The organism is Aquirufa antheringensis (assembly GCF_004307425.1).
Taxonomy (GTDB): domain Bacteria; phylum Bacteroidota; class Bacteroidia; order Cytophagales; family Spirosomataceae; genus Aquirufa; species Aquirufa antheringensis.
In genome coordinates, this window is the sequence record NZ_SEWZ01000003.1 from 187,326 (window position 1) to 208,292 (window position 20,967).

The 20,967-nt window shown below is 42.1% G+C and carries 20 protein-coding genes; 15 read left to right on the top strand and 5 right to left on the bottom strand.

The genetic code is table 11. The annotated features are described in order from the left end of the window. Positions 1 to 21: 21 nt before the first annotated feature. From ilvC to EWU21_RS06635, 3 genes are all read left to right on the top strand, one after another. Entirely contained in the window at positions 22 to 1,065 is a 1,044-nt protein-coding gene (gene ilvC / locus EWU21_RS06625; RefSeq protein WP_130896031.1) for a ketol-acid reductoisomerase, read from the top strand. A gap of 68 nt (positions 1,066 to 1,133) precedes the next feature. Next, the gene (ilvA, locus tag EWU21_RS06630) at positions 1,134 to 2,123 is read left to right on the top strand and encodes a threonine ammonia-lyase IlvA (protein ID WP_130896032.1); all 990 of its coding nucleotides are present in this window, start codon (positions 1,134 to 1,136) and stop codon (positions 2,121 to 2,123) included. A 213-nt stretch (positions 2,124 to 2,336) separates the two neighbouring features. Continuing rightward, positions 2,337 to 3,476, top strand: coding sequence for a 2-isopropylmalate synthase (locus tag EWU21_RS06635; protein WP_130896033.1), 1,140 nt, complete (start codon positions 2,337 to 2,339; stop codon positions 3,474 to 3,476). Between the two features lie 283 nt (positions 3,477 to 3,759). Here EWU21_RS06635 and EWU21_RS06640 read toward each other — a convergent pair whose 3' ends face one another. Then, positions 3,760 to 4,851 carry a mechanosensitive ion channel family protein gene (locus EWU21_RS06640; protein ID WP_130896034.1) on the bottom strand — a complete coding sequence of 364 codons (1,092 nt, stop codon included), beginning with the start codon at positions 4,849 to 4,851 and terminating at the stop codon, positions 3,760 to 3,762. Between the two features lie 83 nt (positions 4,852 to 4,934). Between EWU21_RS06640 and EWU21_RS06645 the strand changes: the two genes are divergently transcribed. After that, the gene (locus EWU21_RS06645) at positions 4,935 to 6,242 is read left to right on the top strand and encodes a hypothetical protein (RefSeq protein WP_130896035.1); all 1,308 of its coding nucleotides are present in this window, start codon (positions 4,935 to 4,937) and stop codon (positions 6,240 to 6,242) included. Positions 6,243 to 6,251: 9 nt separating this feature from the next. Then, on the top strand, positions 6,252 to 6,794 hold the full coding sequence (lptC, locus tag EWU21_RS06650; RefSeq protein ID WP_130896036.1) for an LPS export ABC transporter periplasmic protein LptC: 543 nt from the start codon (positions 6,252 to 6,254) through the stop codon (positions 6,792 to 6,794). Here lptC and EWU21_RS06655 read toward each other — a convergent pair. The 4 genes from EWU21_RS06655 to recN all read right to left on the bottom strand — a co-directional run bounded on the left by EWU21_RS06655 (position 6,791) and on the right by recN (position 9,877). Further along, the gene (locus EWU21_RS06655; RefSeq protein WP_130896037.1) at positions 6,791 to 7,162 is read right to left on the bottom strand and encodes a c-type cytochrome; all 372 of its coding nucleotides are present in this window, start codon (positions 7,160 to 7,162) and stop codon (positions 6,791 to 6,793) included. The two genes, lptC and EWU21_RS06655, sit on opposite strands and share 4 nt — an antisense overlap. A gap of 90 nt (positions 7,163 to 7,252) precedes the next feature. Then, positions 7,253 to 7,864 carry an SCO family protein gene (locus EWU21_RS06660; protein WP_130896038.1) on the bottom strand — a complete coding sequence of 204 codons (612 nt, stop codon included), beginning with the start codon at positions 7,862 to 7,864 and terminating at the stop codon, positions 7,253 to 7,255. Then, entirely contained in the window at positions 7,839 to 8,219 is a 381-nt protein-coding gene (locus tag EWU21_RS06665; RefSeq protein ID WP_130896039.1) for a hypothetical protein, read from the bottom strand. Before EWU21_RS06665 ends, EWU21_RS06660 begins: the two co-directional genes overlap by 26 nt. Next, positions 8,216 to 9,877 (bottom strand): DNA repair protein RecN, encoded by a 1,662-nt coding sequence (gene recN, locus EWU21_RS06670; protein WP_130896040.1) that lies wholly within the window; start codon positions 9,875 to 9,877, stop codon positions 8,216 to 8,218. Before recN ends, EWU21_RS06665 begins: the two co-directional genes overlap by 4 nt. A gap of 143 nt (positions 9,878 to 10,020) precedes the next feature. Here recN and sucD point away from each other — a divergent pair, with 143 nt between their 5' ends. The 10 genes from sucD (at position 10,021) to EWU21_RS06720 (ending at position 20,964) form a co-directional block, all read left to right on the top strand. Continuing rightward, positions 10,021 to 10,899 (top strand): succinate--CoA ligase subunit alpha, encoded by an 879-nt coding sequence (gene sucD / locus EWU21_RS06675; protein ID WP_130896041.1) that lies wholly within the window; start codon positions 10,021 to 10,023, stop codon positions 10,897 to 10,899. A gap of 69 nt (positions 10,900 to 10,968) precedes the next feature. Beyond that, complete coding sequence (locus EWU21_RS06680) at positions 10,969 to 12,084, top strand: hypothetical protein (RefSeq protein WP_130896042.1); 1,116 nt, start codon at positions 10,969 to 10,971, stop codon at positions 12,082 to 12,084. Between the two features lie 93 nt (positions 12,085 to 12,177). Continuing rightward, complete coding sequence (locus EWU21_RS06685; protein WP_130896043.1) at positions 12,178 to 12,957, top strand: uroporphyrinogen-III synthase; 780 nt, start codon at positions 12,178 to 12,180, stop codon at positions 12,955 to 12,957. A 64-nt stretch (positions 12,958 to 13,021) separates the two neighbouring features. Continuing rightward, complete coding sequence (locus tag EWU21_RS06690) at positions 13,022 to 14,011, top strand: PorP/SprF family type IX secretion system membrane protein (protein ID WP_130896044.1); 990 nt, start codon at positions 13,022 to 13,024, stop codon at positions 14,009 to 14,011. A 154-nt stretch (positions 14,012 to 14,165) separates the two neighbouring features. Then, positions 14,166 to 15,305 (top strand): T9SS ring complex lipoprotein PorK/GldK, encoded by a 1,140-nt coding sequence (gene porK / locus EWU21_RS06695; RefSeq protein WP_130896045.1) that lies wholly within the window; start codon positions 14,166 to 14,168, stop codon positions 15,303 to 15,305. Between the two features lie 33 nt (positions 15,306 to 15,338). Further along, positions 15,339 to 16,076: a type IX secretion system motor protein PorL/GldL gene (gene porL / locus EWU21_RS06700; protein WP_130896046.1), complete on the top strand. Its 738-nt coding sequence runs from the start codon at positions 15,339 to 15,341 to the stop codon at positions 16,074 to 16,076. Between the two features lie 2 nt (positions 16,077 to 16,078). Next, a complete protein-coding gene (gene porM, locus EWU21_RS06705) occupies positions 16,079 to 17,671 on the top strand; it encodes a type IX secretion system motor protein PorM/GldM (protein WP_130896047.1) in 1,593 nt (530 codons plus the stop codon). Positions 17,672 to 17,683: 12 nt separating this feature from the next. Beyond that, positions 17,684 to 18,598: a gliding motility protein GldN gene (locus tag EWU21_RS06710; protein ID WP_236633196.1), complete on the top strand. Its 915-nt coding sequence runs from the start codon at positions 17,684 to 17,686 to the stop codon at positions 18,596 to 18,598. A 99-nt stretch (positions 18,599 to 18,697) separates the two neighbouring features. Beyond that, a complete protein-coding gene (gene pyk / locus EWU21_RS06715) occupies positions 18,698 to 20,173 on the top strand; it encodes a pyruvate kinase (RefSeq protein ID WP_130896048.1) in 1,476 nt (491 codons plus the stop codon). A 233-nt stretch (positions 20,174 to 20,406) separates the two neighbouring features. After that, entirely contained in the window at positions 20,407 to 20,964 is a 558-nt protein-coding gene (locus EWU21_RS06720; protein WP_236633197.1) for a lysophospholipid acyltransferase family protein, read from the top strand. Positions 20,965 to 20,967: the final 3 nt, after the last annotated feature.

Here is a 20,967-nt window from a genome sequence, read left to right on the forward strand (position 1 = left end):
TATAAATTAAATAACAAAAAAATGGCAAAGATTAATTTCGGTGGAGTTGTTGAAGACATCGTAACAAGAGAAGAGTTTCCATTAGAGAAAGCTAGACAAGTATTAGCAGACCAAACGATCGCTGTGATCGGATATGGAGTTCAAGGTCCAGGACAAGCGTTAAACATGAAAGACAATGGTCTAAATGTAATCGTAGGTCAACGTAAAGGTAAAACTTATGACAAAGCTGTCGCTGACGGTTGGGTTCCAGGTGTAACTTTATTTGAAATCGAAGAAGCTTTGGAAAAAGGAACGATCATTTGTTACCTACTTTCAGATGCCGCTCAAATCGAATTATGGCCTACAGTGAAGAAATATTTGACGGCTGGAAAGTCTCTTTATTTCTCACATGGTTTTGGTATCACGTACAAAGAGAAAACAGGAATCGTTCCTCCAGCAGATGTGGACGTATTCTTAGCTGCACCTAAAGGTTCAGGTACTTCATTACGTCGTTTATTCGTAGCTGGTAAAGGTTTGAACTCTTCGTTCGCTGTTTACCAAGATGCAACAGGAAAAGCGCGTGAGAAATGTATCGCGATGGCTATCGGTGTGGGTTCAGGCTATTTATTCGAAACTGATTTCTACAAAGAAGTAACGTCTGACTTAACGGGTGAGCGTGGAACATTAATGGGAGCTATCCAAGGTATCTTCGCTGCACAATACGACGTATTACGCGCGAACGGTCACTCTCCATCTGAAGCATTCAACGAAACAGTAGAGGAATTAACGCAATCGTTAATGCCATTAGTTGCTGAGAACGGAATGGACTGGATGTATGCAAACTGTTCAACTACAGCACAACGTGGTGCGTTGGATTGGTGGAAGCCTTTCCGCGACGCTACTAAGCCTGTATTCGAGCAATTATACAACTCAGTGAAAACGCAAGCAGAAGCAGAGCGTTCGATCACCTTGAATTCTCAGCCGGATTACCGTGTGAAATTAGATGCTGAATTGAAAGAAATGGCAGATATGGAAATGTGGAGAGCAGGTGCTGCGGTACGTAGCTTACGTCCTGAGAATAACTAATTTTTTCTAGTGTTTGAAAAAGGGTAGACAAGCGATTGTCTACCCTTTTTTTGTTAATTTTGGGGCGCATGGAATTCAACAAACTACAACACGTTCCTAGCGTCACAGAAATAAAACAAGTAGCGGAGCAGCTAAAAGGGGTCATCTCAGAGACGCCTTTAGAATTCTCGACCTCGCTTTCTGCGCGCTATGGGGCCAAAATCTATTTAAAACGCGAAGATTTACAGGTCGTTCGCTCCTATAAAATTAGGGGTGCCTACCACAAAATCTCGAACATCCCTTCGGAGTTAAAATCGAAAGGAGTGGTGGCTGCGTCAGCAGGTAACCATGCCCAAGGTGTTGCTTTAGCCTGTGCTTTACTCGGAATTCAAGCGCACATTTTTATGCCTAAGTCGACGCCTTTGCAGAAGGTGGAGGCGGTCCGTTTTTTTGGAAAAGAAAAGGTGCGTATTTACTTAGTGGGAGAGACCTATGATGAGGCCTTCGCTGCATCACGTAAATTCTGCGAGACGAATGGCGCCATTTATATTCCGCCATTTGATGATTTTGACATTATTGCGGGTCAAGCCACGGTTACTTTAGAGATTTTAGATGCAATGTCTGCTGCTCCTGACTTTCTGTTTGTGGCGATAGGTGGAGGCGGCTTGGCTGCGGGAGCTTCGTTAGTTTTGCCTCCCTCGACATTCCTCATAGGGGTGGAGCCGGCTGGGGCGCCATCCATGCAGCGGAGTTTGACGGCTTCGGAAGTGGTGGTGTTGGAGGAGATTGATCGCTTTGTGGATGGAGCATCTGTGAAGCAGGTAGGTTTGAAGACCTTTGCTATCTGCCAAAAAGGCTTGTCGCGCATGTTGACTGTTTCGAAGAAGGATTTATGCCAAACCATGTTAGATCTCTATGCCCTAGGCAGTATGATCGTAGAACCAGCCGGAGCTTTAAGTGTAGCCGGCCTCGAAGAAATGGCGGAGGAAATCAAGGGAAAAACGGTAGTTTGTGTCATCTCGGGTGGAAATTTCGATCCCAAACGCTTTCCAGAGATCAAATCTCTAGCTTCGGCTTAAAAAAATCCAAAATTTTATATTCTGATGATGTTTTGCAATATAGATTAATTATCTTTTATAGCGCAATTATTTAGATTATTAATAGTAATATGATCTTATTTTCCTGAAGTTTAAGATTTTTAATCTGAACTTTGCTCTTTGCTCTTTGGTCTTTGCTTGTTCGTAAACTGAATTAGGTGTAATTTCACAACGAAATAAAACACCTAAAACAAGATGAGTAACCGCATTCAGATTTTTGATACTACCTTACGTGATGGCGAACAAGTTCCCGGCTGTCAATTAAACCGAGAGGAAAAAGTAGAAGTTGCTTTACAGCTCGAGTTGTTAGGTGTGGATATCATTGAGGCGGGTTTTCCCATCTCATCTCCGGGTGATTTTGCCTCGGTTCAAGCCATTTGTGACGCCGTAAAGGAGCCTACAATTTGTGCTCTGACTCGTGCCAAAAAAGAAGATATCGACGCAGCCGTCGCTGCTTTAAAAACGGCTCGTAAGCCTCGTATTCATACAGGTATCGGTTCTTCAGATGTTCATATTAAACATAAATTCAATTCGACACGCGAAGAAATTATCGAGCGGGGTGTGTGGGCTGTGAAGTATGCCAAATCCTTTGTCGAAGACGTCGAGTTCTTCGCCGAAGACGCAGGTCGGGCTGATTTAGCCTTTTTGGCACAATTAACACGCGAAGTAATCAAGGCGGGCGCAACAGTCGTCAACTTACCAGATACAACGGGCTATCTATTGCCGCACGTCATGCACGAGCGCATCAAGTATTTGTACGAAAACGTAGATAACATTCACCAGGCTACGATTTCCATGCACAATCACAACGATTTAGGTTTAGCTACGGCGAACACCATCGCAGGTATCCAAGCAGGTGCTCGCCAAGTCGAAGTAACGATCAATGGAATAGGGGAGCGGGCTGGAAATACGTCTTTGGAAGAAATTGCAATGATCCTAAACGTGCACAAAGACTTAGGATTTACAACGGGAATTAAGCCTAAATATTTATACCCTACCAGTACCTTAGTGTCTAACTTAATGGGCATGCACGTACAGCCTAACAAGGCAATTGTAGGTGCAAATGCATTCGCGCACTCATCAGGAATCCACCAAGATGGTTTCTTAAAGCACGCACAAAACTATGAGATCATGAATCCGGAAGACGTAGGTGTTTCCTCGTCTGCGATTTTATTAACTTCTCGTTCTGGCCGTGCCGCTTTGCGCCACCGCTTGACGTTATTAGGATTCGATTTTGAAAAACCAGAATTAGACAAGATCTACACGCGTTTCTTGTTGATGGCGGATGAGCGGAAGATGATTCATGATGAAGATCTCCGTGAGTTGATTGGATAAAACAAAATTCTAAATCGTGCTGCGCAATGATTTTTGAATTTTATTTTTTCCAATCTCCTCTCTATAATCTCTAATCTGAGTAGAGCGAAGCGATACGATAATTAAAAAAGGGAACCTCGGTTCCCTTTTTAATTACTATTATGAAATGTGAGCTAGTCAGATGAAAATATTTCTTGATTTCATCCCCGCAGGGGATCCTATCTTTATGCTTTATGCTCTATTCTTTATGCTTTAATCTATACTCTCTACTCTATTATCTCTACTCTGTCGCGGCCTGCGGCCGCTACGACCTAGCCATCACCACCTTCTCCTTCTCTAGCACCTTCAAAATCCCTAAATTAATGGCCTGCTTCGTTGCCTGGAACTTAGCGAAGTCTTTCGTTTGTACGAAATAGGTGACTGAAATATCAATAGAATAGGCTCCAAAGCCTTCAAAAATCACTTTAGGCGCTTTTTTCTTGCACAAGGGTTCTTCTTGAATGAATGTTTCAATCGCAGCAATAGCTGCCTCAATTTGCGCAGGCTTTGTGTTTAACTCGCATTGAATCGTGTATTTTGCCCGTCTATAATCTCGTTCGCTCATATTTTCGAGGGATTGAGACGTTAAGAGGCGATTAGGTACTAAAATTAAATTTCCATCGGCACCTCTTAAGCGTGTGCTTCTGAAACCAATTTTTTCGATATCGCCACTGATAGAACCTATTTGGATGCTATCGCCTACGACAAAGGGAAGATCTAAGAAGATGGTGAAAGAGGCAAACAGGTTTTCTAAGGTTTCCCGAGCAGCTAAGGCAAGGGCTAAGCCCCCAATTCCTAAACCTGTAATGAGGGCAACGACATCCACTTCAAAAATGCGACCTAGGAAAACAAATCCAGCGGCCGTGATAATAAAGACCATAGACAGGTCGTTTAGGAAAGGAATGAATTGCTGTTTGGATTTTTGGTCAGCGCCGTTCCATTTTTCTTGAGCCACTAAAATGACGACCTTCATTAGGCGAATGATGACCCAGGTGACGGTGAAAATGACTGCGGATTCGAAGGCTTTTTCGATGAGGTATAATAGTCCGAAATGATCCTTTGGCTGAATATTCCAGGCCGATGGGACGTGTAGGTTTTGGACAGCAAAATAAAGGAAAATCCAAAAAATGAGTAGTTCAAAAGGTTTTCGAATCAGTTGAACACAATCTTGAATGGAAATGGATTCTTCTGGAATAAAGCGAAAAACGATTTTTGAAAACGAGTTCGAGAAAAAGCGTCTTAGGATAAAACTGATTAAAATGATCCCTCCGAAAAGGAGTAAATCCCATGCTGAATTGTCTAAGTAGATCCCGTTTTTCAATTCCTCCATCGTGTGCTTTATTATTTTTGAGCTCAAATATAGCTAATAACTTAGTCGAATGTGAAATAAAATTACGACCTTTACACACTAGTATTCCCAAAAGGGAGGATTTTAATTGTATGAATTTTATTTCTTTGAATCAGCCTATAACCCTTCTGAAAACGCTTCGTTCTCTACTAATCGTCTTCTTGTTAACCGCAGCTCCTGCCGTTTTTGCGCAAACTATTTTGAATTCGCCCTACTCGTATCTAGGAATGGGAGAGATTCAAAAAAGTGAGAACGTAACTAATATGATGATGGGTGGCATAGGTGTGTCGAACTCGAATGGAATCTATACGAATGTGGTGAATCCCGCTTTATTAGCGCGTAACCGCTGGACAAATTTAGAAGTGGGGATCAATACGGAATACAAAACCTTACAGGATTACCGCCAGCAACAAAAGGTTTTTGGAGGTAATTATCAATCGTTGAATTTAACGTTACCTATTACGTCTCGTTGGACGATGGCTGTGGGAATTCGTCCTCATTCGGCAGTAGAATATGAAACAAGATCTTATCGACGTTTGAATTTATTAGGGGTGGATAGCTTGATTTACAGCTACAAAGGAAGCGGTGGTGTAAGTAAAGTTTCCATTTCGAATGGTGTGCGTATTTACAAGGAGTTCTATGTAGGCTTGCAAATGGATTATTTGTTTGGACAAGTAAACCGCAATGTAGCGACGCAAAACATGTCTGATGGACAGTATTACAAGGTGCAATTAGAGGATTTGACGTCCTATTCTGATTTCCAATTTAAGGCGGGATTTGCCTATAGAGCTAATTTAAAGCCGGATTTGTTTTTGAATCTAGGGGCTACTTTAGATGTAAATTCGACATTGAATGCATCGCAAGTGAAGCGATTTGCAACGATGGATCTTTCCGGATTGACGGTGATTAACGCTGATACTTTGGAAAAATCTACCGCTTTTGTTCAGCAAATTCCAGTAGCGAAACGTTTTGGACTTAGTCTAGAAAAGGCGGCTAAATGGATGGTTGGGGTGGATTATTCGTATACAGATTGGAGTAAGGTGAATAATAATTTAGGTCGTTCGGCGACTTTGCCAGCCTCACATAAAGTAGCGGTGGGCGGCGAATATACACCTGATATCGAGTCTATTTCAAGTTTTATCAAACGAACTACCTATCGTATGGGTGCGTCTTACGAGAAAACACCCTATGACTATTTAGGTAATGGCAATTATGCTGTGGATAAGAATTTGAGTTTTGGAGTTGCGCTGCCTCTTCGTAATTTATCTTTCTTAAATATCGCCTACCAAGTAGGTCGACGTGGCTTGGTCTCAGAAAATGGGATGGAGGAGCAATATCACCGCCTGACTTTAGGTTTGACCTTTAGTGATCTGTGGTTCCAAAAGCAGAAAATCAACTAATTTTTCCCAATGCGCAATTCGAGCTTACTCTTTTTGCTCTTTAGTAGTCTCACTATTTTTTCTTGTCGCGAAAAAGCGGATGATTCAAAGGCGGTCTATGTAGGACCTAAGTCGGAATTATACGGTATCGATATGGTCTATTCTGATTCCGCCAGAAAAGTAGTTCGAATGGTGACGGAAACCCAGTTGACCTTAGCTTCCGAGGATCGGGTCTATCCGAAAGAGATGAAACTTTGGTTCTACGATAAAACGGGAAAGATAACTTCCGAAGTTCGGGGTGATTCTGCCCATTTTTACCGGCAAAAAAATACCTATAAACTCATCGGTCACGTAGTGATCCACAACATTGAAAAAGGGGAAACCTTAAAGACGGACGAATTCAATTGGTTACCAGTCGAAAAACGTATTTTTACAGACAAGGCGGTGCAATTACGCACGCGAACGGAATTAGTGAATGGGGTCGGACTTGATGCCGCTCAAGATTTCTCCTCTTATTCCTTGCGTCAAATTCGAAATTCGGTCGTAGCTGTTGAGGGTATGCCCACTAATTAGCGGCAATTTTGCAAGGCCATTTTTACACTATCTACTGGATAGATTTGCTTCTTGCCTCCCCATTTTTCGCGCATATACGTAACTAACTCTGCGATATCTAAAGCCTGTAGTTTCGCATTAGCTGGCATAAAACCATTTCCCTTCTTTCCGTTTTTGAATAAGCAGGCCAAAGCCTCGGGGCTCAATTTCGTCTGTTGAATCGACGGATATAAATCCCGTAACCCTGCTCCATCTGCCTGATGACAATTTTCACAATGGGTTTTATACAGTGCCATACCTTCAACGGAATATTGTTGTTGGGTGATTTCCTCTTTGCTTGAGCAAGAGAAAAAGAAAAATGCGATGAGTATTGGAGCTAGTTTTTTCATATTCTGTATTCAATGGTAAATGGTAAGTGGTAAATGGTGAATAAAAAAATCATTTACCATTCACCATTTACCACTCACCATTCCTTTTTATCATTCTTTTAAAAGCACCTCCATATCCTCCAGCAAATGATTCACCTCTGTTTCCACGGTGCCATCATAAATGCCTCGAACATGTCGGTTTTTGTCTACTAAAATAAAGGCGCCACTGTGGACAAATCCACCAGCCTCGTTCGGGTCTTCTTGTGCAGAAACCATATAACTTTTCTGGCCTAGTTTATAAATGGCCGCTTTGTCACCAGTCAACAAATTCCATTTAGGGGCTTTCACCTGTAATCGAGTAGCATAGTCATGCAGAACTGAAGTGTTGTCGAAATCTGGGTCTATGCTGTGTGAAATGATTCGAACTTCGTCGCGCTCTTTATAGCGCTCATAAATGCGAAGCATTTGTGTTTTCATTTTAGGGCAAATAGTAGGGCAAGTGGTAAAGAAAAAATCAGCTACATAGACTTTCCCTTCGATGTCTTTCTGAGAAACGAGTACCGAATCTTGATTTAGAAATTGAAAATCAGGAATCTGATGATACACGGTATCACCCGTTGCATTGACTGTTTTAGGGCCTAGAAACGGCAGTTTCTTCTCTTGGGAGCAGGAAAATGCGACTACAGCAAATAATAAACTAAGGACGGTATTTTTGAGCAGCATGTAAAGTAGAATCTGTCAGTTGTTGAAGTTCAGTTAATTGGGTGTATTGGTTCTTGAGGTAAATGACCTTGGTGTTTACATCCATTTTGCTCAAGCTATCGATGGAGAATTGGTGCATCCAATCCATCATTGATTTATCAGCTTTATCTAAAGAACTTATCAATTTACGAACGTGAGTAGAATCTGCCCCAGTTGAAAGGCTGTCTAATTTCGATTTTAACGAAACGAGTTGTTCGGTCTTAGGCATCAAGACATCGTGTAATCCGAGGACTTTTGCTTGTAATTCTTCACTGAGTTTTTCTTCTGCTTGAGAACAGCCTAGCAATAGAAGGCTGAGCGCGATATACTTTTTCATTCGTGTGATTGGATTAAATTTCGAACATTATCGAGTAAATCACGGTAGCCTTGTTGCCCACCGATCATTTTAGCGATTTCTTCTACACGTTCCTCTTCTTTTAACTCACGAAGGTTCGAAACAGTTTTCGTTCCCGCGTGATCTTTATAAACAAACCAGTGTGTGGAACCCGCAGCCGCGATCTGAGGAAGGTGGGTGATGGCGATGATTTGGTGGCCTTGACTCATTTGGCTGAGCATTTGTCCCATTTTGATGGCAATCTCACCCGAAACACCCGTGTCAATCTCATCTAAAATAAGGGTAGGCAAAGCTCTTTTCTTCGCTAACAAATGCTTGATCGAAAGCATTAAGCGACTCATTTCACCTCCAGAGGCAATTTGTTTGAATGGTTTAGGGGCCAAACCTTTGTTCGCAGAGAAGAGTAGTTGGATTTTGTCCGAGCCATTGGCTGCTACTTCTTTGGCCGTCATCTCCCAAGCCAAATTCGCATTTGGAATGCCTAAGGATTGCAAAGAAGCGACGAGGGCAGTGGATATGGTATCTAAAACCGCGGAGCGAGACGAGGACAAGGCAGCAGCTGCAGAAGTGAGGATTATGAAATCAGCGTCCACACGCTCCCGCGCGTCTGCTATCAACATGTCCATCGATGAAAATTGAGATAGTCGCAAATCGAGCGATTCGACTAATGCCACTAATTCACCCACGTTAGCCACTTGGTATTTTTGCAATAAGCGATTGAGCAAATCTAATCGTTTCTGTTTTTGTTCTAATTCTAACGGATCGTAAACGAAATCTTCCGCCTCGCCTTCGACTTCAGCACCTAAATCTTTTAATTCGATCCAAATGGATTCAATACGTGTTTTCCAATCCGCAAAATTCTCACCCCATTTACTCAGCGCGGTGGCTTGTTGCAAAGCAATTCTGCTCTGATGAAGGGCGGAAACCTCTGAAATGCTGAGTGCCTGAGCTAAAACGGCCAGTTTCTCCTGGATTTGTTCAGCGTTTTGCAGTTTTTGGACAGCGGTATCTAAAGCTTCATATTCACCCTCTTTTAGCTGTGCCTTACTTAATTCATCAAATTGAAATTGGATGAAATCTAATTCTTGGGTCCCTTTAGTGGATTCTTGTTCCAAGGCACGCAAGGCGGAAACACTAGAAGACCAAGCGGAATAGGCAGTAATGTAGGCCTTTCTCAACGCTTCATTTTGCGCATAAGCATCCACCATATCCAGCGTAAAATCCGGATGGGACATCCACCACGTATCTTGCTGGGAGTGTATATCGACTAATTCGTTTCCGATTCGTTTTAAGGTTTCGAGTGTAACAGGCGTGTCATTGACGAAACTGCGAGATTTTCCTTGTGGATTGATTTCTCGGCGGATCAAGCAAGGTTCCTCGAAATCGATTTCTTCTTCCTCGAATAGGGTTTGTAAATGCGGGAAGCTCTCTAGCGAAAATTGGCCTTCGATGATGCATTTTTTGGTGGCATCGAAAAGGCTTTTGCTGTCCGCTCTTTGGCCTAATAATAAGGAAATGGCACCTAATAAGATGGATTTTCCAGCACCCGTTTCCCCTGTAATCACCGTCAATCCACCTGTCAAATGCAGGTCGAGTTGTTCGATCAACGAGTAGTTTTGGATATGAAGGTGCTTCAACATAGGAAAGGCATCAAAGTTCGAATTTACGCAAAAAAAATTGTTCGCATTTTTATTTCGTCTATCAATCAGGATTTTGATAATTTTTATCAATATTTTGTACCTTTGGAAAAATTTTTCGCCTACGTTATTATAACCCCTACGAAATGAGTGTTTTAGTAAATAAGAATTCAAAAATTATTGTTCAAGGTTTCACCGGAACTGAAGGATCTTTCCACGCGGAGCAAATGATCGCTTACGGAACCCAAGTGGTAGGTGGTGTTACACCCGGAAAAGGTGGCGCTAAGCACTTAGATCGCCCTATTTTTAATACAGTAGCAGATGCAGTTGCTTCTACAGGAGCTGACACATCGATCATTTTCGTTCCACCAGCGTTTGCTGCGGATGCGATTATGGAAGCTGCGGATGCAGGAATTAAAGTCATTATTTGTATCACGGAGGGTATCCCTACGAAAGATATGATCGTGGCGAAAGAATATATCTCGAACTTCGAGACTCGTTTGATCGGACCTAACTGCCCAGGCGTTATGACGGCTGACGAATGTAAAGTAGGTATCATGCCAGGCTTTATCTTCCAAAAAGGTCGCGTAGGTATCGTTTCTAAATCAGGAACGTTAACGTATGAAGCAGTAGATCAATTAACAAAAGCAGGTTTAGGCCAAACAACGGCGATCGGTATTGGTGGTGACCCTATCATCGGGACAACCACGAAAGAAGCGGTTGAATTATTAATGAACGACCCAGAAACAGAAGGTATCGTGATGATCGGTGAGATCGGTGGCGGTATGGAAGCAGAAGCGGCTCGTTGGATTAAAGCAGATGGTAACCGCAAGCCAGTCGTTGGTTTTATTGCTGGCCAAACAGCTCCCAAAGGACGTCGTATGGGTCACGCAGGTGCGATTATCGGTGGTGCTGATGATACAGCAGAAGCGAAGATGAAGATCATGCAAGAGTGTGGAATCCACGTGGTTTACTCTCCAGCTGATATTGGCGAGACGATGATCAAAGCTTTGGCATCTAAATAAATCGAAATAAATCAAGGAATGATTCCTTTCTTTTTAAAATCTGCTCATCTGATTCCTTCGCGGAAAACGATGAGCAGATTTTTTTTATGGGCTTTATTACTCCTTGCGGGAACCAGTCAGGCCGCTTGGAAGAAGGTGTATTCCTTTGAGCGCGATTGGTTAGTGTACCAGGAAGCTTGGAAAAGTTTCTTGCCCTACATCACCTCGAAGCATTATACGTACCATTCGAAGTCCTTAGAATTAGATCCGCAGGCTTTTCCCAAAGCCTATCTAGCCATTTACCCTCAAGAAAATTACCACCTCTTTCTGCAAGGCACCTTGTTTAAGGCTTTAAAGAAAGGGGAGATCTATCGTTTGCCGCTGGATAGTTTGAAGAGCCAGGTTATTTTAACGGTGTACTCCGAGAATCTGGAGGGATTGCCAAGCGAATTTGTCTTAGAGCGGGATGAGCCTGTTAGCACGCAAGGGAAAGCGGATTTTTTCTCGCTTGAAACGCGCTCCGGTTCGGTCTATTCGAATTTTTTTCTCTTGAGTTTTTTAGTGCTTCTTTTTTGCTTAGGTCTGCTCTATGCGGCTTATCCTCGTATTTTTGCCTCTTTTTTCCGCTATTCCGATTGGATTCGTTGGGAAGTAAAGGATGAAGTATGGATGCGGCGGCCCTTTGCCTTGCCTAATTTATTAGTCTTATTTACCCTCAGTTTGCTGATCAGTTGCCTCGCCTTTTTAACTGGAATGAAGTCGAATGTGAAAGAGGAGTTTTTTAGTAACTCGGAGAATTTTATCCATATAGGCCCTAGTCTGTTTTTTATTTTTTCGACATTAGGTCTTTCCTTTTTACTTTTCCTTTCTCGCTTCTTTGTTTATTACCTTTTTACGGACTTGTTCAAATTGAAAGGTCTAGCCAATGTCCACTATTTTAAATCGCTGCAAACGAATCTGCAATTCTTTGTGGGTTTATTTGTCTTTTTGAGTTTTTACGCCATCTATTTAGGGCCTGCGGCTCCTATTGATTTTACTTACGTGCGCTATTTAGTAGACGCGTATTTTGTGATACGTTTCTTTTATTTTTTCCAATCTTTTCGTCGGAGTTTTTCCTACAACGCGTTGTTCTTATTTACCTACCTGGTGATCATCGAAGGACAGATTATCTTGTTTGGTATCAGGGAATTAATTTTTCCAGGTTAACATTTAACGCAGGATAATCTTCTGTGAAAAAATGTCGTATATTTGCATTCTGAATTTTAAGGCTGGTGTTTTTCCGGTCCAAATTGAATGATTATGAGTAAAACTGCAACCGAAGAAACGAGTCGTTTAAAGAAAGTAAAGAGTATTTTAGTCACGCAATCTGCGCCAGCAGATGCGAAATCACCTTACTTTGAGATTGAAAAAAAGTATAATGTAAAGGTTGATTTCAGACCTTTCATCGAAGTACAAGGTATTGCCTATAAGGATTTTAGAAAGCAAAAAATTGAAATCCTTCAACACACAGCTATCATTTTTACGAGTCGTCACGCGATTGATCACTTCTTCCGTATGTGCAAGGAGGCGAAAATCGAGGTGCCTACCGATATGAAATACTTCTGTATTACGGAGCAAACGGCTAATTATTTGCAAAAATACATCGTTATCCGTAAGCGTAAGGTGTTTACAGGTACGAAGACAGCTTTAGATTTATTAGAAATTATTAAGAAGCACAAGACAGAGAAATTCTTGTTCCCTTGCTCTAATAAACGCCAAAAAGACCTTCCTGACTACATGGGCACCAATGACTTCCAATTAACGGAGGCGGTCATGTACGAAACGGTTTCTGCGGATCTATCTGATTTAGAAGAGGTTTTCTATGATGTGATTGCTTTCTTTAGCCCATCTGGAATTACGTCTCTTTTCCATAACTTTCCAGACTTCAAGCAAAATAACACGCGTTTAGCTGCTTTTGGTCCTACAACGGCGCAGGCGGTCGTCGATGCGGGTTTAGTCGTGGACATTCAGGCGCCTATGCCGAATGCGCCATCCATGACCGGTGCCCTCGAGCATTACATCAAGCAAGTAAATAAATAATAAAAAAGCCTCCTTCGTTGAGGCTTTTTTATTATTTTTAGACATCCTATTTTTCATCCAACGAATGACGCGTAAAATGAGCCAAAAAAAGCGGTGCTTTTCTCTACCTGTAGGGCTGCTCTTACTATTCATTTCTGTTGCTTCATTTGCTCAGCAAAGTCCTCAATTCAGTATTTTTTCGGCGAATTCGAATATCGTCAATCCGGCTTTCTCGGGTTGGAAGTCGAATAATTATGTGGCTCTTCAGTTCAGAGACCAATGGTCAGGTTATACCACTTCCACGGATGGATCTGGTACATTAGGGACCACTTGGCTATCAGGATCTTTCGGTATCACCTCGAAAGGGGGACTAGGAGTTCAATTTTACAGTGATATAACACCTTCTGGTGTTTCGCAACAATTAATTCAATTTCAAGGAGCCTACCACCTGACTAAAGGCAATGGACTTTGGTCTTTTGGTCTGTCACTTGGATTACAAACAAAATCCTTTGATGGTCGTAGCTTCCGGGTGAGAGATCCGAATGATCCTTTGGCCAATCTTGTTTCAGGATCTGCCGTAAATCAAACGCAACCAGATTTTGGTTTAGGCGCCGTTTATTCAACGGATAGTTGGCAAGTAGGCCTCACCGCGGATCATATAACAGCACCAAAATTCGATTTCAATGGTGGGACGGCTTCGATGCCACTAGATCGCATATTTGCCCTGCATGGAAGTGCTGAAATTCCGTTAAGTGATTATTTTGACATAGTGCCTTATGCTTTAGTTCGCTATTACAGCGGTCAAATTGTGCCTGAAGGAGGCGCTAGGGTCTACTACAATAAACTAATTTATGCGGGCGCGGCTTATCGGAATGGGGATGCTGCGATGGGTTTGGTAGGAGTTTCAGTACTCCAAAACAAGCTGGATATCGGATATGCCATTGATATTACAACGGCTAATGCCTTGAATAAGAAGCCCTTGTCGCATGAGGTATTTGTAAGGTTTCGAATTCCAGAAAGAACGATTCGCCAGAAGCCAGCTCCTATAAGAACACCACGGTTTAGGATTTTGTAGCGGGTCGCTTGAAAATTATTTTGAAACCTATCCGAATGTTAGAATATTCCTTTAAATTTGAGGAATTTGTTAATTCTGTGAGGGGATTATTTTTGATTATCGGCAATTTTTAGAGGGCCATAACGTTTAGAAAAACAGAAATTTAAAAAGGTATATGAATTTTCATAATCTGAATAAGAAAGTAGTCTGGCTTTTATCCCTGGTTTTAATAACCAGTCTTTTAGCTAGCTGCGGTTCTAAAAGCAATACAGGTGGGAAGACGTTAAGTTCTTCTAAGTCAACGAAGTCGAAGGGTTTAAAAGGTTTATTCTTTAAGCCTGCAACCGAAGATCCAGGTGTTTTCAATGGTGAAATCGTCGCGGTTAATCGCAAGGGTTGGTCTCAACCCACGCCATTTGGAATGGTCTTAGTGCCTTCAGGTAGTTATTTAATGGGTCAAGGCGATGAGGATCCCTCGCGTTCAGCTATCAATTTTCCACGTAGAGTGACCGTTTCAGCTTTTTTCATGGATGATACGGAGATTACAAACTATGAATACCGTCAGTTCGTGGAGTCTATCTTGCGTGACTCTTTGTCTGTTTTAGGTGAGACGAAAATTATGTCAGATTATTACCCTGATACGACGCGTTGGGCAGAAGATTTAAAAATGCCAGGTTATCAGACGCGTGACTTTACGTATGGGGATCCGATGACGGAGAATTATTTTTCTAGTCCTGCTTTTGACATGTATCCAGTAGTGGGTGTTAATTGGTCTGCAGCGAAGTATTTCTGTGATTGGCGTTCTAAATTGATGAATAGCTATCGTAAAACACAAGGTTTGGCTAATTTACCTCGTTTCACTTTACCTACTGAGTCAGAGTGGGAGTGGGCAGCGCGTGGTGGACGCGCCTCAGCGAAATACCCTTGGGGAAATCCTTATTTATCGAATGCGAAAGGCTGTTTGCTAGCAAATTTCAAGCCACATCGGGGTAATTACGATGCGGATGGTTACGAATACACGGCTCCAGCAAATGCTTACAGTCCGAATGATTATGGCTTGTACAATATGGCCGGTAATGTGGCGGAGTGGTGCGAAGATGCATTTGAAGAAAATGCGTCAGCAGTTACTTGGGATTTGAACTCCATTAACCGAGATGCGAATAATCCACGTAAAGTAGTGCGTGGTGGTTCTTGGAAGGATATTGGCTACTATTTAGAGACGGGTACACGTACCTTTGAATTTGAGAAAAACAAAAGATCCTACGTAGGATTTAGATGTGTAATGCGTTACTTAGGACGCCCAGCATCCAGATAATTAAACCGAAATCTACTATTAAGAATTAACAAAATGGAAAAGTCGATTAATGTAATTGCCAGTTTTGGTGCCGCTATCGTTATTGTAGGAGCACTTTTTAAAATTTTGCACTGGACTGGTGCGAATGAGATGTTGATGGTGGGGATGTTTACGGAGGCCGCTATCTTTATTTTGTTTGGTGTTCTTTATTTGAAATCAAAAGAGGAAAAGCATTACGACTGGGAAAAAGTATATCCTGAATTGATGGGTGAAGCTCCTCGTCCCGCTGCGGCACGTCACACGGGTGATGTTCCTGGCTTAGATGCAGAGGCGGTGGCTCATTTAACGAAGAGCTTGAAATCTTTAACGGACACAGCGAACAGCTTGTCTGAAATTTCTAAAGCGACAGGTGCGACACAGGATTTTGTTAAATCATTAACGACTTCAGCAGAATCATTAGGTGGCTTGAACAAGTCGGTTTCTGAAGCATCTCAATCTTTAGCGACCATTTCAGCTTCTTCTACTGAAGCAGCTAAGTATACACAGAATTATGCGAAGGCTGGAGAATCTTTGGAAAAATTAAAAGCAGTGTACGAGGCGGAAATTCAAGAAGCCAGCAAGCACATGAAAGCGATCAACGGATTCTACGGTAACGTGAATGCGAGCGTAGAGCACATTGCTGCAACTCAAAAAGATGCAGAATTATTCAAGGCAGAATTAGCGAAATTAAACGCGAATATTCAATCCTTGAACCAAGTATATGGTAGTATGTTAACAGCTATGAAAGGCTAATTATGGCAAGTTTAAAAGAGACCCCCCGGCAGAAAATGATCGGGATGATGTATTTGGTATTAACGGCCTTGCTCGCGTTGCAGGTTAGTGATGCCTTATTACAGAAATTTGCCCTTTTGAATAGTAGTTTGGAAATGGCAAATCAATCATCCCTGAACAAAAGTAAAGGTATGGTGCAAGGAATCGAGGAACGGATTAAAGACCTTCCTAATCCGGCTGCCTATGCAGATGTATTAAAGAAAGCCAATGAAGTACGTCGTTTAACGGATGCTTTAGTAGGACATATCGAGAATGTGAAAGGTCAAGTGCTAGAAGCGGCTGGAGGTATTGATCCTGAAACGGGTAATATTAAGAATCCGAAAGAAGAGGAAAAGATTTATGAAATTATGGTAGGTGGCGCTAAACAAGGCGAAGCTTACAAATTAATTCCGATGTTCGATAGCTATGTGAAGCAATTGATGGCATCTGCTGATCCTGGAACAAAGTTTGCCTCTTTGGCATTGGAAGCGAAAGATATTCCTTCTGCTCAGAAAGATCCGAATCAAGCGAACAAGGATTTCGCGGAATTTAATTTTGAGCATACACCTGTGGCTGCGGCTTTAGCCACCTTATCTCAAAAGCAATCAGAAATTCGCCGCTATGAGGCGGAAGTTCTCAATCAATTAGCGGCTAAAGTAGGAGCGAAAGAAATTAAGTTTGACAAAGTATTTGCCCAAGTTTCTGCGAATGCCAATACGGTAGTAGCCGGGATGGAATACCAAGCGGAGGTATTTATCGCAGCGACTTCCAGTGGTTTTACCCCGCGCATGAGCTATAACGGTTCTCCGCTACAAGTAGTGGATGGTCGTGGTCAAATCAAATTCAAGACTTCAGGTGGTGGATATGATGCGAATGGTTTAGCGAAGAAGACCTATACGGCATCTGTTTCTTACATGAGCCCAGCGGGTCCTAAGACAGAATCAATTACGAAAGAATACTTTGTTTTAAAACCTACTTACAACATCGAAACGGGAACGTTGCCAGCGCTTTATTTAGGCTGCGCTAACCGTTTAAGTGTGGCGAGTGCGGGTTTAGGAGCGCTTTGGAACCCAAGCTTTACGGCTGAAGGTGGAGAAGCAATTGCTGGTGCTAATAAGGGTAAAGTGACCATTGTTCCTACCGCAGCTTCGGTAACCTTGAATGTGAATAATGCGGGGACCTTATTAGGTAAGGAGACTTTCCGTGTGCGTCGTGTCCCTAGACCAGATATTAAGATCGTGGGAAGTAGCGGTGCGGAGTTGAATGATAAGAGTGGGGAGAATTCTGCCAGTCTGCGTTTTGTGAATGCAAAGGCGATTGCGGATGAGTCATTTGCTGCGACGAATCCAGAAGATGCGAATTACCGTGTTTCTGAAATTGAAGTGGCACTAGCCCGTGGAACGAAGCGTGTGGCATCTATCACGTTGCCAGGTGGAGGATCTATTTCTTCTTTAGCAGGTCAAGCGCAAGCGGGTGATCGCTATCGCATTGAAGTAAAAGGAGTACAACGTAAGAATTTCAAAGGAAGTGTGGAGACGATACCATTCTCATTCGTTAAAGTTATTCCATTGAATTAATCGGATTGATTTATGAAGTTGAAGCCTATTTTATTTGTCGTATTTTGTCTGATGTCATTCGGTGCTTGGGCACAAGAAACATCACTTAATCCGAACCCTAATTCTGCGCATCCAATCGATGAGGCAGATATTCAATACCGTGCGCAAATTTGGCGTAGAATGGATTTGAATGAGAAGATTAACCAGCCCTTCTTTGCGGAGAATAACCAAATCTCTAAATTTCTAATTGATGGAGTGAAGGCCGGGGTATTAACCCCCTATTCAAATGACTCTCTAAATACGAAATTAAGTCTGGAGCAGTTTTTGGATCGCTTGAAGCTGAAAGGTAAGTTAGAAAATGGAGGATTGACAGCAGAGGAAATTGCGGCCGGTTTTGGCGGTGATGCAAAACCAGCGTCAGCACCTGCCACTGGTGGTGCAGATGATGGTTGGGGAACGAAAAAGACCGAGACATCTAACGCCGAGAAGCCAGCTGTCGATGATTTTGATAAAGGACCTATTGTCGCAGGAGTTGAATACTATATTCCGAAGCAATTGTCCATTCTTGAAATTAAAGAAGATGCGATCATTGATCGTAAACGCTCTCGTTTGTATTTCGATATTCAAGCGATCACGCTAAAAATTCCAGCTTCTGCTTCGGATGCGGGTTTAGAAGATGCTGTTGCTTCATTCCGTTTTAAAGACGTATATAAGTTCTTTAAGAATAACCCGAACTGTATTTGGTTTAATTCTACCAATGAAATGCAACACAGAAACATGGCTGATGCTTTTGATTTACGCTTTTTCAGTGCTCGCATTATCAAGAAAGGAAATGCGGCGAATAAAGATATTTTTGATCAATTCCCTAATGAAAAAGAGGCCTTAAAGAAATCGCAAAAATTAGAGCAACAGCTGCAAGATAAAGAGGCTGAAATGTGGGAGAATTAAACCCCATAATCTTATTTTAATACAATTTAAACCACCTTTTGGTGGTTTTTTTTGTGTAATAGATGTAACTTGCAATGTTAATAGAATCTAATCCATATTATGTCGTATCAACGCAAGACAAAAATTGTAGCCACAGTAGGTCCCACATCAGAATCAAGAGAAGCATTAATCCAATTAGCTCAGGCAGGCGTTAACGTTTTCCGTTTAAACTTTTCTCATGGAACACATGAGGATCATTTAGAGCGGTTAAAAACAATTCGTTCTATCTCTGAGGAGATGGGTCTAAACCTAACAATCCTTCAGGATTTGCAAGGTCCTAAAATTCGTACGCAACTAGTGGAGAACAATGGTGTGCCTTTAGTAGCTGGCCAACAATTAATCTTTGCAATGGACGAAAACCTATTAGGTACATCAGAAAAAGTGGGAACAACCTACACGTCTATGTACTTAGATGTAAATCCAGGTGAGCGTATTTTGATGGATGATGGTAACCTAGAGGTGAAGGTGCTTACGGTAGATAAGGTGAAGAAAGAGGTAGTGACAGAGGTGATCTACGGCGGTATATTAAAATCGAAAAAAGGAATTAACCTTCCAGGTACGAAGGTTTCTTTACCTTGTTTGACACCAAAGGATGAGGCTGATTTGTATTTTGGCCTTGATCATGGCGTGGATTGGGTAGCGTTATCTTTCGTTCGTAAGGCGAGCGATATTTGGGATATTAAAGAGAAAATTAAAGCATACGGTAAGAATACACGCGTTATCGCGAAAATCGAAAAGCCGGAAGCGATTGATAATTTAGATGAGATTATCGCAGCAACAGATGCCATTATGGTAGCTCGTGGTGATTTAGGTGTGGAAATGGACGGTGCGGTTGTGCCTTACTTACAAAAAGTAATGGTAGAGAAGTGTACGGCGGCAGGTAAACCTGTTATCGTAGCGACTCAGATGTTAGAGTCAATGATCACGAATCCTGTTCCTACACGTGCAGAAACTTCTGACGTTGCTAATGCGGTATTGCAAGGTGCTTCGGCGACGATGTTGAGTGGTGAATCTGCTTCTGGAGCTTACCCAGTGAAAGCCGTAGAAACAATGGCGCACATCCACGAAGTGGTGGAACAACAACAGAATGAAATTGAAATTGTACAAGGAAATGAAGCGGCGATTTACTTTAAGAATCACTCGTTAAGTGCATCTACCTCTGAAAATGTAGGTTTACAAGATCGTTTAATCGCAGGTGCATGTCGTTTAGCGCGTGACTCGAAAGCAAAAGCGATTTTGTGTATCACGAATTCGGGTTATACAGCGTTCCGTTTATCCGCTCACCGTCCTAAGGCAGATTTATTCGTGTTCACATCGAACAAAGAATTGATGTCTACGATGGGCTTATTGTGGGGAGCGCGTGTGTTCTTCTACGATCCAGGTACGGGTAACGCAGAGAAAACAGTAGCAGCGATGGTGGACAAATTAAAGCAAGATAACTTGTTGTCTAAAGGAGATATCTTCGTGACGACATTATCTGTTCCAGCGAATCAAGACAAGAAAACAAATACAGTTCAATTAGGTGTAGTAGAGTAATTCCTATTTTTAGGGCGCTCGTTTAGATTATGAAAAACAAAAGTTCTTTGCTTTCATCTCTTTTAAAAGGGCTATACACTTTTTGGGCAGGATTGGTTTTTGTACTGATCTTTTTGTTATTATATCCATTAATCTTTGTCTTTTTACAAAGACGATCTTGGAAAAGAGTTGCTCATCGGCTTGTCGGGCTGTGGGGGCAACTCTTTTTTCTTTTTGCCGGAATTCGCATTAAAGTGACGCATCACTTTAAACCAGATCCCAAGCAGACCTATGTGTTTTGTGCGAATCACTTTTCGTATGTCGACATTGCGGTGGTGGTAGTGATTATTCGCCATTATTTCTCCTTTGTGGGAAAGAATGCGATGAAGAAGATTCCGCTATTTGGCTACCTCTATGCTCGATTGAATATCCTGGTGGATAGAGGTGATAAGAATAGTCGTGCGAGTTCATTAAGTCGTTCGATTCGCGCACTTCAGTCTGGCAGAAGTATTATCATCTTTCCGGAAGGAGGAATCATTTCGAAGCAATTCCCCTACATGGCGAATCCCTTGAAGGATGGTGCCTTTATCATGGCCATTCAGCAGCAGGTGCCTATTGTTCCCATGAGCTTTCATAATAACCACCAAATCATGGACGAGAATACCCTAATGATGCGTCCGGGTACCTTGCATGTGGAGATGCATCCACCCTTTGATACGAAGGGGTTGACGATGGAAGATTTACCTGTTTTACGGGAAAAAGTGTTTGAATCCATACAAAATCCTATCTTAGCGTATTACGGTTTAAAATAAGCG